The sequence below is a fragment of the Paenibacillus algorifonticola genome, assembly GCF_050481745.1.
Lineage (GTDB): Bacteria > Bacillota > Bacilli > Paenibacillales > Paenibacillaceae > Pristimantibacillus > Pristimantibacillus algorifonticola_A.
This window is the reverse complement of record NZ_JBCNGR010000024.1, coordinates 41,983-55,875: the sequence shown is the minus strand read 5'-3', so window position 1 is coordinate 55,875 and position 13,893 is coordinate 41,983. Positions and strand designations below refer to the sequence as shown.

Genomic DNA, 13,893 nt, shown 5'->3' with positions numbered 1-13,893 from the left:
ATGGCGTTTCAATCTCCTGTAATCGTTCAGTCTGTCCGCAGTACGTTTCCAAAGGCCGAGCTGTGGCTGCCTCATATTAGCGGGGGATCCAATGAGGCAGCAGATAGTCAAATCAATGGGATCATTCACTCAGCAGCGCAGCATCTCATAGCTGAGCAGGGCACGCTTGAAGACCCGCATGCGGAGATGCAAGGATATTTTGAGCTCAAAAACAACCAGAAGGATGTGCTCAGCCTGTCTTTGTTCAACTACGCCTATACGGGTGGAGCGCATGGACTGACACTGCAGCAGTCACTTACCTTCAAGCTGACAACGGGACGTTCTTACGCGCTTTCTGAGCTGTTTAAGCCTGGCAGCAATTATATCGTCAAGCTGTCCGCGCTGGTCACCGCTCAAATCAGGTCGCGAGATATTAGCACGCTGTCGCCATTCAAAGCGATAAGGCCGGATCAGGACTATTATGTGGCGGACCGGACGCTGGTGCTTTATTTTGCCCTGTATGAGCTGACGCCTTATGCATTTGGTTTTCCGTATTTCCCCATCTCCGTCTATGACATTGAGGATATGATTAATGAAAATGGCCCGCTCGGACCAATGGTCGTCAATTATTGATATGTGCAACTTTGCAGCAGGAGAGAAGACAGCATGATTTATATCATTTTATTATGCGCTGTATTTGTCACGACGATCGCTTTCGTTGTTTATTTGCAGTATGTGAAAAAGGACAAGGGGCCGCGCTTTTCGGCGCCCCCCATTCGGCGACAGTCTTCAAGCTTGCAGCTCAGCCCAGTGAAAAAAAACGTTCCCGGCAAGCTGGAGGATGGTCGCAGCAAACAGGCGCACCAAGCTTTGGCTGGCAGTGCGGATGCAGCAAAGCTAGCGGAGGGAAAGAAGCTGCTGATTGTTGACGACCAGCCGCTCATTCGGCTCATGCTGGCAGAGCTGTTTCAGAAGGCGGGATTTACCGTCTATGAAGCTGCAGATGGGCTGATTGCGCTTGAGCAATTCGAGCGATATGGAGCGGACTGCATTTTGCTGGATTTTATGCTGCCTGATATGGACGGTTTGGACGTGCTGTGCGCGATTCGCAAAAGCGATGCGAATGTTAAGGTATTGCTTATTACTGCTTACGGGGAGCCTGAAAAAATAGAGGCAGCGGCTGAGCTTGGCATTACCGAGTGGATAGAAAAACCGTTTGACACCGACCAATTGCTGAATCGGGTACTCGCGCTAGTTTAGTGTGCCTGCTTCTGCCCTATAGTTAATGTCATAAAATATTAATGTCGTGATGTATTTCGTTTGTTTGCTGGCATGAGCCCTTCCACCCTCACATATACTGCTTAAGGATGGGGGTGGTGGAATGATTGCGCTCGTAATTGGGCTGGCTTTATTTTTCGCTGTATGTGCTGCTGCATTAGCCGGAGCTGTCAAGGCGCAGCAAAGTATCAAATCGTCGAGCCATCAGAGTATGACGGCTTATGCCACCTATATTCAAATGCAGCAGGATAAGCATGATTTGAATTTGTTTGGCCTTGCCCAGCAGCTCAGACGCAAATTTGGAGCGGCAGCTTCATTTGGGCTTTCCTTCAACACGATGGGGCTGTGTGCAGCAGCTTTGTTGTTTCTGGCGCCTGCCCTGCAGCAGGGCGGGCCAATTGTCGTCGGCATAGGCATTCCGCTTGCCGCGTTGTTTGCCTTAATGGTAAGTGCATCGCTGGCCGAATTGTCCTCTGCTATTCCGACCGCCGGGGGCGTCTATCATTGGTCCTCGGCATTAGGAGGGCGTGTATGGGGCTGGCATGCGGGCTGGTTTCACATGGCTGGCTATATGGGGCTTCTGCTGCTGACCAATCTGCTGTGCGCCTCGTTGCTGGATGGCATGCTTGCAGGCTGGCTCGGTTATATGCCTGCAATCTGGACGAAAGCAATCATTGCCTTGGCAATGGTGGTTACGCAAGCTGCTTTGCACAGCCGGGGCGTCCGTCTGCTGGCTGTTCTGCTGCGAAGCGGACTATGGCTGCAGCTTATCGCTGCAATCGCTGCAATCGGCATTTTAATGGCGCTGTATTGGCCGGGTGCTTATGCACCTGAGCTGTTATTTACGCTTACTGCCCGCAGTGGGGAGGGGAAAGGCCAATCCGCTTTAGGGATGATAGCGGGCTTTCTGCTGCTGCAAAAGCTGTTTCTCGGCATGGACAGCGCTGCCCAAGGTGCCGAGGAGACATCCGATCCCCGCATTCGCGTGCCATGGGCGATCTATTTGTCGACGGCCTACACGTTTATTATCGGCTTTGTGCTGTTGGCTGTGCTGACACTTGTGTGGCCTGGCTTCTCAAATGGAGGCATACCGGCTGGCGGGAGCGAGTGGTTTGCAGGCAGTTTGCTGCAAGCTATAAGCCATTCACCGTTGGTGACCCTGCTCCTAGTCGTGATTCTCTACTCAAGCAGCAGCAGCGTGCTGATCGCTTGCTCCCGATTATTGTACAGCCTGACGCGCGATAAGGCGCTGCCCTTCAGCAAGCAGCTGGCAGGCGTTCACCCTGCAACTCAATCTCCCAGGAAATGCGTCTGGCTAGCAGCCGCTTTGTTTTTCACTATCCTTGCAGCCTCTTGTGTGTTCCTTCCAGAGCGGCTGCTCACAGCTGCTGTCCCTAGCTTTACACTAATTTGCCTTTACACGGCGTATGCAATCCCGATAGCATTAGCACTGCGCGCAGGGAAGAAGCACAAGCTGCTCATGGATGCGCCTTGGCATCTTGGAAGGTGGAGCCGCACGGTGAATATGTCAGCACTGGTCTGGCTGCTGCTCAGCGTTGTGCTGGCGGCCAGCGTGCTTGGCAAGGAAGGTATTCTGGGTGCGGGTGCGGTGCTGCTTGTATCCGCAGTGCTGGATTTTCGATACAGGAGACGTCATCTGGAGACGCTGCAAAGCCGCCTGAATAAACCTCACGGGGAAATTATTAGAATTGAGCGAAAATTCGAACTGACGGAATGAGGAGCCATTATGGGAAATAGAGAGGTGGAAATGATCCGCCTATTTCCCGGGGAAGCGCACAATCCAACATGTTTAAAATGATTTCGACAGCAGGCTAACGATTGCCTAATAAAGCTTAAAACATAGGATATCCTTCCAAGCTACAACAGATGGAGGGAGCAAAATCAAGGAAAACTAGATATGGCAAAATGAAGGCGCAAGAAAGCGAAAATCCAGCATCAGCCTGTTACAAAATGTGTCGAAGCTTGCCTGTAAAAGGGCGGTTCAGTTACGGGGAAATAGCGAATGTCCGCGGCTGATTTCCGCTTTTTTGCCAACTTCTGCCCTCAGCAAGTATAATAAAGGCAGCAACTGGTAGCTGAAGGAGGACAAAACGATTGAGTCAGCATGATTTTGCAACGTTTTTAGACCAATACGAGTTCGGCGAACGATGGGAAATAGCTGCCGGAGACAGCGGCATGAACAATACAACGCGGATCGTGCAGGCGGGAAATAACCGCTACGTGCTGCGCATTTACAACAATCATCAAAATAAGTCGACGGTTTTGCTGGAGCATGAGGTGTTATTTGGGCTGCTGGAGCAAGACGCGCGCCTTTTTGACGTTCCGATGCCTGTAGCAAATCGCGCAGGGCAGACCGTAACGGAGGCGCCAGGCGGCAAGCTGGCCACACTATGCCATTTCATTGAAGGCAAGCGGCCTTCCGCCGAAAATATTTCCCACATTAAGGGTCTTGGCATCGCTACGGCTGCTTTATGCAAGGGATTAAGCGCTATTAAGCCGCATGGCGAGCCTATTTATGATCCGTATTATAAGCTGGAGCAATCTTATGAAGCCATAGACCTTCCAGCTATGCGACAAATTGCTAATGAAGCTGGGCTGCTGCCGGAATTTGAGGAGCAGATAGCTTGCTTGCAGCAGGAGCGAGAGCGTTTACAAAAAGAGTTGAAAAACATAGCGGAGCTTCCCCGCCAATGGATTCATGGCGATTTGAATTTCAGCAATTCCGTTGCACGTGGGGATGCTGTAGTCGGATTGCTGGATTTTGAATTTTGCACTGTCGATGTAAGGGCGATGGAGCTCGCTGTCGTTATCGTGGATCTGATTGATGGGGCTGATGAAGGGCGGCTGGAGCGAATCGCCTTGTTTTGTGAAGGCTTTGGGTCGGAATTACGGCTGACGGAGGCAGAAGCAAACGCGATAACGCTGCTGCTTAAGCTGCGGATGCTTGATGTGACGCTGCATTTTATGACGCGCTGGCGGGAGCAGCTTGATGAAGCGGCGATATTGCAGAAAATTGTGATCCAAGCGGCAAAAATCGTGAACTGGACAGGCAGCAATGAACCACGTTTGAAAGCGCTATTTCTGAAGCATCTTGCTGGCGTTGAACAACCATTGTAGTCATTAACCACTATAATTTGAAGGAGTTGGGCTCATGAGTGTTGCAGGAGCATTAGGATACAGCAGCGATGAAAGACTGCTCATTATTAATGCAGATGATTATGGCTTATGTGGTTCAGTCAATAAAGCAGTGGAGCAGTTGTTGGAAGAGCGCGCAGTAAGCTCGGCAACGATTATGATGCCGTGCCGCGCAGCGCGGGAAGCGGCGAAGTGGAGCGCGCTGCATCAGGAGCATGATGTAGGCATTCATTTCACTTTTACAAGCGAGTGGGACAATTATCGCTGGGGCCCTGTAAGCAAGCCGGAGGATGTTCCTTCTTTGCTCTCAGAGGGCGGATATTTCCCGAAAGACAGCCGAACGTTCGAGCTGCAGGCCGACTCCGAGCAGGTAGAGCGAGAAATGGTTGCCCAAATAGAGCTTGCTCTGCAATTAGGGATGAAGCCGAGCCATGCCGACAATCATATGGGCAGCTTATATGGGCTGGCGACAGGCAAGCATTTTTTACCTATTGTATTCGATGTATGCGCCAAATATGGCTTGCCTTTTCGCCTACCGCGTCAATTGCTTGGTGATCGCGCGCTAACAGCCTCTCCAGAGCTTGCTGAGCAGGCGAAGCAGCTCGGAATGCTGGCGGATTCCAAAGGCGTCATTATATTGGATTACTTAGTCAGTTTGCCATTTCAGCTGCAGGCTGGGGAAACGTATGCGTCGTTCAAAGAGGCGATGAAACAGCAGCTGCGCAGCTTGCCGCCGGGTTTGACAGAGCTTATTATTCATCCGTCGCTTGTAACCGACGAGCTGCTATCCTTCCATGGCCAGCCTGAGAAGCGCGGGCTTGAGTTCCAACTGTTCCGTGATCGCGAAATCGTGCAGACGCTGCAGGGCGAGGGCATTCGGCTCGTTCGCTGGTCGCAGCTGCAGCGTGTGCAGCGCGAGCGCTGTGGCTGGAGTCAATAAAACATCCTATTTATAGTGAAAAAAAAGGAGCTGCTAGCATGTCTTACCAATCCATTGCTGTATTATCTGAACAGCTGAGAAGCAATATTGGCCGCGTTATCGTAGGGAAAGAGCATATAGCCGATCTATTGTTTATCGCATTAATTACCGGTGGTCATGTGCTGCTGGAGGATGTACCCGGGACGGGAAAAACGCTGCTTGCCAAATCGCTGGCGAAGTCGCTCAGCTTGACCTTTCGGCGTGTGCAATTTACGCCGGATTTAATGCCGTCCGATTTGACGGGCATCCATTTTTACAATCAGAAGCAGGGAGATTTTGAATTCAGGTCCGGCCCTTTGTTTACGAATATGCTGCTGGCTGACGAAATTAACCGTGCCACTCCGCGCACCCAATCCAGCCTGCTCGAATGTATGGAGGAGCGGCAAATTAGTCTCGAGGGCGAGACAATGCCGCTTTCGCGGCCGTTCATGGTTATGGCGACGCAAAATCCCGTCGAGCATCAAGGAACGTTTCCGCTGCCGGAAGCGCAGCTGGACCGTTTTTTATTCAAGGTTAAAATGGGCTACCCCACAACGGATGAGGCGCTGCAAATTTTGAAGCGCTTTAAAGAGGAAGACCCGCTGGAGCAGCTTGCACCTATTGCTGGGGCAGACGAAATAGCTGAAGCCCAGAGGCTTTACTCCTCCGTACGCGTATCGGACGATGTGCTGCTTTATATGCTGAAGCTAGTAGAGCAGACACGGAGCAGGGAAGAAGTGCAGACGGGCGTCAGCCCTCGCGGCAGCCAGGCGCTGCTGAGAGCCTCGCAGGTGCAGGCGATTTTGCGGGGAAGAGATTTTGTAACGCCGGATGATGTTAAAGCGATGGCGCAGCCCGTGCTGGCCCATCGTCTCGCGCTTCGTGGACTGCAGCGTACACAAGGCAGCGCAGAGAAAATTATTGAAGACATTATTAGGCGAACCGAGGTTCCTGCCGAGGCAGGGCTTCTCGCTAAATAGGCTAGTAAATAGACGATGCTTGTCGTTTCTTTTATAATCGCTGCAATCATTATCGTTATGCTTCAAGCTAATGTGTTTCGCAGGTTTGCCTTGCGGAACATTAGCTATTCCAGGCGCTTTAGTCAAAAAACCTGCTTTAGTGGGGATCGTATGGAGCTAGTGGAGCAATTGTCAAATGGCAAATGGCTGCCTGTTCCTTGGCTGCGCGTCGAATCCCAATTGTCTTCCCAGCTCATCTTTCGCTCGCAGGATAATCTTGCGGTGAGCAGCGGGGAGCATTACCAGAATCATAAAAGCTTCTTCAGCCTTATGCCTTATACGAAAATTACTCGAACGCATTCGTTCGTCAGCGCCAGGCGCGGGGTGTACAAGCTTCGCTCGGTTGCTCTGACCGGCGGCGATTTGCTTGGCATTCATCATGATATGAAGCAATTGATGATTGAAGGCGAGCTGCTTGTATATCCGCTCCCCGCACAGGTAAAGGTGGACGAGCTGCCTTCCCACAGCTGGCAGGGCGAGACGTCGGTACGGCGCTGGATTGTGGAAGATCCCTTCGTTGTCGTAGGCGCAAGAGATTATCGCCCTAGCGACTCCTTCAAGGCAGTCAACTGGAAAGCGACTGCTCGGGCAGGCAAGCTGCAGGTTCATCAATATGATTATACAGCTGACCGGAAGCTGATGATTTATTTGAATGTCGAGGATCATGAGGGCATGTGGCGCACGATTACGGATGAAGCATTAATCGAACGGGGCATTGAATGGGCAGCAGGAGCAGCGGAGGCCGTCACGGCTAGCGGCATGGAAGTCGGCTTTGCTGCCAATATGCCGCTGCACGGCGAGCTTGAAAGTGCCATGCTGCTGCCGCGCAGCGGACATGACCAGTGGCTGGCGATACTGGAGCTGCTCGCGAAGCTGTCGCTAACCCGGACGGAGCTGTTCAGCGATTTGCTGCAAAGGGAAAGCGAGCGCGGTGTAAGTGGCTGCGATGTGCTCATTATTTCTGCGTATTGGAATGAAACGCTGGAGCTTGCTGCTCAGGAGCTGCGTTTTGGCGGCAACTCCGTCTCGATTTGGCTATTAGCAGGGCAGGCTAGCGAACATAGCGAACAGCAGCAGGCAGGTGACGTATCATGAACAAAGCGCTTAGTGGAAAAATCGCAGGAATAGCTGTAGGGAAAGGCTTGCTGGAGCTGTTGTTTTTTCTGCCTTTCGCTTTGCCTTTCGGTGCTTATGCGCTCTCAGGCGGCCTCCTTATCGTATGGCTGATCAGCTTGCCATTATGCTATGGCGCTGGCTCGCTGCTGCTTGCCATTTCAGAGAAGCTGATTAACAGCAATCGGGCAACTAGATTATGCCTTGCCTTGCTGATTGGCATTTTGCTTTCTGATGGTTTGCTTGCCGTATGCGGGACAATTGCAACGGCATCAGGAGCGAACTGGCAAGCTTGGTGGCCAGCGCTTGCTATTTTCGGCAGCATTGCTGCCTATCGTGGAATGAATGAACGTCTGTACAGCTGGCCGATTATGTTTACCGGCAGCACGATGATGATAGGCATTTTCGGCTATTTAGTGCTGCAATTGGCTAAATTTTGGCTCATTCCGCTTCAGCAATACTCAATATGGATGACAGCGGGCGGAATCATAGCGTTGATTGTTTATTTTTTCATGGTGAATGAGCGGCTGATGCAGCGGGAGACAGATCAGACGGGGCAGCATCGTCCAATCTCAGCCTCTCTTGAAGCCTTTAAACGTCAAAATAGATGGATGCTTGCTCTGCTGCTGCTGCCTGTCATTGCAATCGGCTTTATCAGACAAATTACGCAGGGGATAGAATGGGCAGTACGTTCCCTCGTTCAACTGATTTTATCGTTAATGACGGGTCGTGAGGCAGAGGTGCCCGATTCACCGCAGCCGGAAGCATCGACGCCGCCCGCTTTTCCGCCTGTGGAGCAAAAAGATCCTGCCCCTTGGCTCGTTTGGATTGAAAACCTATTGAAAGTCGTCATTATAATCATCGTGATTGCTGCGATCGGACTGGCCCTCTATTGGCTGCTGCGAGTCGTGTATCGTCTCTCGAAAAAATTTCTTGCCAAAATGGCAGAGCGCTCCGCTGAAAGGCTGGGAGACGAGCAGGGCTATACCGATGAGGTTGAAAGTTTAATGACCTTAAATAAATGGCAGGATGGCTGGCGGCTCCGCAGAAAGCGCAATAAAGCCGAGCAGGCTGTTAAATGGGAGGAGCTCTCGGGAACAAGGGAGCGAATCCGCTATTTGTACAGTCGTTGGGTAAAGCGCAGCATAAGCAAAGGTTATGTGTATCAGCCTCATTTGACGCCTAGGGAAACGGCAGAAGAGCTCATCAAATGGCAGGTGGCTGCGAAGGGGACTGACAGCTACAGCGAGGTAGAGCGTAAGCAACTGATTGAGCTGTATGAGGAGGCGCGCTACAAGGAAGAGGAGCCGCAGGAAGAAGCGGTAAATGCCTTGTATGCACGCCAGCAGAAGCACGGCAAATAATATGAACAGCCTAGCTGGGAAATACCCAGTTAGGCTAATTAAATTTTTGTTCAAAAAATAAACGATTAGACCGTGGTCGGTATTAAGCTAACAGGCAGTTTAGTTGAAGATGCATTCCGGAGAACCGTATCATAAGTAGGAGCATGTTTATGTTGTTTTTTTGACAGAACCTAGTAACCTTTTGCAATAATACTGGCACTTTGTATATAGAATTTGAATACAGAGGGGGTGCAAGAGGTGCGGCAGTGGATCGAAGGGGCTCGGCTTGGCGATCAAATCGCATGGGAGCGGATCGTGAAACATTTCAGTGGAATGGCATTTTCTGTTGCATATGGAAAGTTAGGTGACTGGGGCCAAGCGGAGGATGCGGTTCAAGAAGCGTTTGCGGAGGCCTTTCTCAATCTCGCTAAATTGCAAGAGGCGGATGCGTTCCCGGGATGGTTCAAGACCATTATCGAACGTCAATGCCACCGGTTTCTTCGCCGGAAAAAACATTCCACGCTGCCGATGGATGAAGTGATTACGATGGATGCAGAAAAATTCAACGTGGAGTCCATCGCAGAGAGAAATGAATGGCAGGAGAGGCTTCATCAATCCGTGGAGGGTTTGTCCAGCCATTTAAAACTAGTTGTACAATTATTTTATTTTCAGGGGTATTCGATAAAAGAAATCTCAAATTTCCTGAGTGTATCCCCTTCCGTACTAAAAAAACGATTATTCGATGCTCGCAGTAAGCTGAGAACGTCGCTGCTTGTCACCGACTTTGTATCCATGTTCAACGATCTTTACGAAGGAGGGGTATCCATGCTCCATATAGTAAACGGAGATATTGTCGGCGATAAGTTAAGGAAGGGGAATATTCGCGGAGATATTCTGGTCTGGAGAGAAGTGTATCCGGTAGGTCCGGTATTTGTTGATATGGGCGAGCCCCATCAGAGATCAACCAGAGCGGAATATTTAGAGAGAACTATGGGCATTTCGGCAGATGAATATGAGACAAATTGTAGGTCGCAAGAACAGATTCTACAAAACTTCCACAAATATGATGAGGTCGTACTATGGTTCGAGCATGATTTGTTTGACCAACTCATGCTAAGCTATTTGTTGCACTGGTTTTCAAAGCAGCCACTAGGTCGTACAAAACTGAATTTGTTGTGTATTGGCGCCTACCCAGGCATTGATTTGTTTCGAGGGTTGGGACAGCTTACAACCAACCAGTTGGAAACATTGTCAGGTACGTGGAAGAAGATTGAATGGAAGGAACTTGAGACGGGCAGCAAAATCTGGGAGGCATACGCTTCCCAGGATATAGAAAGGCATGTTGAAATCTTGCATGAAGATACATCGGCGCTGCCCTTCGCTCATGCGGCACTTGAACTGCATGTATCCCGCCTGCCTTCTGTAAAGAATGGCCTGGGAATCGTAGAGCAAACCACTTTGGAGCTGGTCCGGCATGGGGTGAATACCCCGCGCGAGCTATTTAAAGAGATCGGGAACCGATTAAATGTGCTAGGAATGGGTGATTTGGAATTTTGGTATCGACTAAGGAGTATGTCGGAACGGCCGAATGTACTATTAGAGATACGGGGCCCTCATTCATATCCTGATTATGGGAATAAAACAACCCCCTCCTTTGAAAGTTGCATTGTTGCATTAACGGAGGTAGGGGTGGATGTATCCGCGGGATTAAAGGACTGGGTGAAGGTGAAGGGAATGAATGAGTGGTATGGCGGCCTGCGGCTACATGGCGATTTGACATGGCGCTGGGACCCTGAGAGAAAGCACTTGGTTTATATGGGCTAAGCGAACAACTTGCCGTAACAGACAGCGCGGAGAACCATACCATAAGTAGCGGCAAGTTTTTTTGGGATTGGGCTTTCAAGAGGCCCGAAAACGTCGTTGCAATTCAGCATATCAAGCAGTATGCTGCTTCGAGAAGGGTAGCTGCACAGGAATCAATCCGAGAAATTCTCCATTTGTCTAATATCCCTTTGAGTAGTTTTGAAGATGCTGTCTCGAAACTTCGATCGCATGCCAGAGTAGCGTTGCATTTCCATCCTGATCGTCCACTTGCTGACAAGAAAAGCGTGGCACAAGCATTACTTGAGCAAGGGACATATAAGAGTCAGTTTGAGACGAAGATTTCTAATGGCAGCGTGTCCGCCTACCCGGGAGGCGCTCGGGATCTCTGGGAGATGAAGTTGCTTGGAGGCGCGTATCATTTGGAGGGCATCGCCAACAGTGAAAGGCCAAAATACGGCGCGTTAGATTTAATGTTGCATTCTGATGGTCCATCTCCGAGGTTTGGTTCGTGTTATTTCCTTCTTGCTTCACAGGCATCCTATCGTTGCACATATACTTACGGTGGGTCTCAGGATGATCCTCTAGAAAAAGGTACCTATGAGGAATTCGATGACATTTTAGCCGCCGTTCTTAAAGATGCATTCTTCCTAGAATATGCTCTTGGAGAAAAGCCCCGAAAAGTGGTCGATTGGCTTTTGTTCTGCTTAAATCTGCCTATCACTGAACGTATAAATCAGATGCCTAGTCGAAATCTTAATCACTTCATTGAGGCCCAAATTCACGGTGATATTTTTCTTCAAGATGACGTGGAAATACTGGTGGCCGATCCTTCATTTCAAGGAACAGACATAGAGGGAACTTTTGAGAAGCTATGTTTAAAATATTCAATAGAACTTCATTGGCATAAGGGATTTGTTATCCGAGCCGATAAAGTACCATCTGATTTTAGGGGGTCAACCATGCCATCACTCGCCAAACGTATAGCCATCGACAATCTAATTGACGTTAGAGCAGTAGGAACTGCGGTCAATGATTTGAAATACAATCCAGATCTTTGGAGTGATAGAGGAAATTTAGATGGGGTGCTTCAGGAATTAAAATACATGTGGCACGTGCTGGTGCGGTTCGGTGAATCGTATCCTAAATAAAGGAGGTTTTTTTATTATTGGTTGATATGGCGTAGAATAAAGGTCGGCACTCAAGGACAGCAACGGCCTACCCGTATACATAGCAGTTTTGGCTTGAAATTGTTAGGATTTGGAGCAGGTGGAAGTTTTTTATGTAAAGGTTTACAAAAAATAGCTTGAATGATTGCAACAAGAAGTCCGGGGAGGGTGGGACTTCTTCGATGTCAAATCTTAGTAGTCTAGTCGATCTGTGATGTATCCGGATACATGCCATGTGTTCGTGCTGTTATAAAATTTAAAATAATTTCCGACCGGCTGGCTTAAACCGTATACACTGCCGGGAATCGCCGAAGCGACCTTCACATTATTTTTGTAAATATCGAATTTGCCATCGATCTGATCAACGGTAGTGGATCCAGGACTGATTAGACGGAATTCAAAACGGTCGGTTCCGACTATCGAGATTGCATTGAAAAATGCCTGATTTCCTGAGGCCAGCGGGGCTTCTGTCCAACTCGCTATCGCATTGCCGCTTGTCGAGGTCAGCCAATTGCCTGTCGTTCCATCCAATACATACAACGGTTTTTGTGAAAAAATACCGTGGACATATGTGGATGGCGCTGCCGAACTGCTTAAACTAAAACCCATTACAAATATGGAAAACAATAGGACAATAGAAGTGATTAGCCTTTTTTTCATCATTCCACTCCTTTAACTCGATAATTGCCTCCCCACAAATGGAGCATATGATTAGAAAGCCAATATATACATAAATATGAAAATAAGGGTAATTTACCGCCGTTTTGTTCTCGATTATATCGATCTGCCTTATTTTCTTTCCAAAATCGGACTTCTTTAAAGATAAGCTGCCGACATAAAATAAAACTTGAATTAAAGACTCGATTTATCTATAATTAAATTTGTAGCGCGATAATGGATATCAAGTATCTTTAATGGATGATTGGAAAGAGGTATTCTAAACAAAATAGTATATATTTTTCCAATCCCTAAATATTCGTATCGCAATAGAAAACGATGAGCATTAGAAAGCGTTTTGTGATTCAATTAAAGATATTAAAACTCTTGGAAGGTGGTTAATATGAAACAATTAATGGATGTTGCGATTATTGGTGGAGGGCCGGCAGGACTTAGTGCCGCGCTAGTATTAGGCAGAGCGAGGAAGAATGTTATCGTCATTGATGAAGAGCGTCCGCGCAATCGGGTGACACAGGAGTCGCATGGCTTTTTAACGAGAGACGGCATTAAGCCTGGCGAGTTTCGTCAAATCGCGCGCGAGCAGATCAGTGTTTACCCATCCGTTCATTTTGAAAATGATTCAGCCGTAGCAATAACGGGGGGCGATGGGGCATTTATGATTACGACCGCAAAAGGAACAGCCTTCGGAGCCAAAAAGCTGCTTTTTGCGGTAGGGATGAAGGATATTCCACTTGCTATTGAAGGCTTAACTGACGTATATGGAAAAAGCGCATTTGTGTGCCCGTATTGTGACGGCTGGGAAATGAGAGATAGAAAGCTTGTCCTAATAGCCAATGGGGAGCGTGCGCTGCACTTAGCTAAAACGATAGCAGGCTGGACAAGCCAATATGCGATTTGCACCGATGGCCCTGACGAAATGACCGATGAGCAGCATGAAGAATTAAAGCGGCATGATGTACCCGTATTTGCCTCGAAAATTCAGCGGATTGAAGCAGAAAATGGCAACGTTCAGCAAGTCGTGCTGGAGGATGGCTCAATTATCGCTTGCGAAGGCATCTTCTTCGTGCCGATGCTAGCGATTGGATCGGATCTTCCGCAGGCAATGGGCTGTGAAATGACAGAAGCAGGGGCTGTTATTGTCGATGATTTTGGCAAGACGAATGTGCCTGGCATTTATAGTGCCGGAGATGCTGCCTCGCAAAAATATCAGGTCGTTGCGGCGGCTTTAATGGGATCAATGGCAGCTGTAAGCATCAATAGTGAATTATTGGGGGAAGCATGGAGCGAGCGGGGCTAACCGTATCATGACAGATTTATAGAAGAGGCTGCTCATGCTCGGAGGTTTAGCGCATCACACTGCGTTCTCTCTCGCGATGGGC

General features: G+C 49.1%; 12 protein-coding genes. 11 read left to right on the top strand and 1 reads right to left on the bottom strand.

All coding sequences use genetic code 11. The features are described from left to right. The 10 genes from ABEW34_RS19865 to ABEW34_RS19820 all read left to right on the top strand — a co-directional run bounded on the left by ABEW34_RS19865 (nucleotide 1) and on the right by ABEW34_RS19820 (nucleotide 11,818). The gene (locus ABEW34_RS19865) at nucleotides 1-612 is read left to right on the top strand and encodes a DUF3298 and DUF4163 domain-containing protein (RefSeq protein WP_430161081.1); all 612 of its coding nucleotides are present in this window, start codon (nucleotides 1-3) and stop codon (nucleotides 610-612) included. A 33-nt stretch (nucleotides 613-645) separates the two neighbouring features. Next, nucleotides 646-1,239 carry a response regulator gene (locus ABEW34_RS19860; RefSeq protein WP_430161080.1) on the top strand — a complete coding sequence of 198 codons (594 nt, stop codon included), beginning with the start codon at nucleotides 646-648 and terminating at the stop codon, nucleotides 1,237-1,239. Between the two features lie 121 nt (nucleotides 1,240-1,360). Further along, on the top strand, nucleotides 1,361-2,995 hold the full coding sequence (locus ABEW34_RS19855; RefSeq protein WP_430161078.1) for an amino acid permease: 1,635 nt from the start codon (nucleotides 1,361-1,363) through the stop codon (nucleotides 2,993-2,995). A 377-nt stretch (nucleotides 2,996-3,372) separates the two neighbouring features. Then, nucleotides 3,373-4,395 carry a phosphotransferase gene (locus ABEW34_RS19850; RefSeq protein WP_430161076.1) on the top strand — a complete coding sequence of 341 codons (1,023 nt, stop codon included), beginning with the start codon at nucleotides 3,373-3,375 and terminating at the stop codon, nucleotides 4,393-4,395. Between the two features lie 34 nt (nucleotides 4,396-4,429). Continuing rightward, nucleotides 4,430-5,353, top strand: coding sequence for a polysaccharide deacetylase family protein (locus ABEW34_RS19845; protein ID WP_430161074.1), 924 nt, complete (start codon nucleotides 4,430-4,432; stop codon nucleotides 5,351-5,353). A gap of 38 nt (nucleotides 5,354-5,391) precedes the next feature. Then, on the top strand, nucleotides 5,392-6,351 hold the full coding sequence (locus tag ABEW34_RS19840; protein ID WP_430161073.1) for an AAA family ATPase: 960 nt from the start codon (nucleotides 5,392-5,394) through the stop codon (nucleotides 6,349-6,351). 150 nt (nucleotides 6,352-6,501) lie between these two features. Beyond that, on the top strand, nucleotides 6,502-7,485 hold the full coding sequence (locus ABEW34_RS19835) for a DUF58 domain-containing protein (RefSeq protein ID WP_430161071.1): 984 nt from the start codon (nucleotides 6,502-6,504) through the stop codon (nucleotides 7,483-7,485). Further along, the gene (locus ABEW34_RS19830) at nucleotides 7,482-8,867 is read left to right on the top strand and encodes a hypothetical protein (RefSeq protein ID WP_430161069.1); all 1,386 of its coding nucleotides are present in this window, start codon (nucleotides 7,482-7,484) and stop codon (nucleotides 8,865-8,867) included. The genes ABEW34_RS19835 and ABEW34_RS19830 overlap by 4 nt, the downstream gene beginning before the upstream one ends. A 237-nt stretch (nucleotides 8,868-9,104) precedes the next feature. Next, complete coding sequence (locus ABEW34_RS19825; RefSeq protein ID WP_430161067.1) at nucleotides 9,105-10,670, top strand: sigma-70 family RNA polymerase sigma factor; 1,566 nt, start codon at nucleotides 9,105-9,107, stop codon at nucleotides 10,668-10,670. Nucleotides 10,671-10,711: 41 nt separating this feature from the next. Continuing rightward, nucleotides 10,712-11,818, top strand: a complete 1,107-nt coding sequence (locus ABEW34_RS19820) for a DUF3626 domain-containing protein (protein ID WP_430161204.1) — start codon at nucleotides 10,712-10,714, stop codon at nucleotides 11,816-11,818. 210 nt (nucleotides 11,819-12,028) lie between these two features. On the opposite strand, the gene ABEW34_RS19815 is transcribed toward ABEW34_RS19820, so the two are convergent. Then, entirely contained in the window at nucleotides 12,029-12,496 is a 468-nt protein-coding gene (locus ABEW34_RS19815) for a hypothetical protein (RefSeq protein WP_430161066.1), read from the bottom strand. A 400-nt stretch (nucleotides 12,497-12,896) separates the two neighbouring features. On the opposite strand from ABEW34_RS19815, the gene ABEW34_RS19810 reads away from it, so the two are divergent. Beyond that, the gene (locus ABEW34_RS19810; RefSeq protein WP_430161064.1) at nucleotides 12,897-13,811 is read left to right on the top strand and encodes an NAD(P)/FAD-dependent oxidoreductase; all 915 of its coding nucleotides are present in this window, start codon (nucleotides 12,897-12,899) and stop codon (nucleotides 13,809-13,811) included. Nucleotides 13,812-13,893 lie beyond the last annotated feature (82 nt).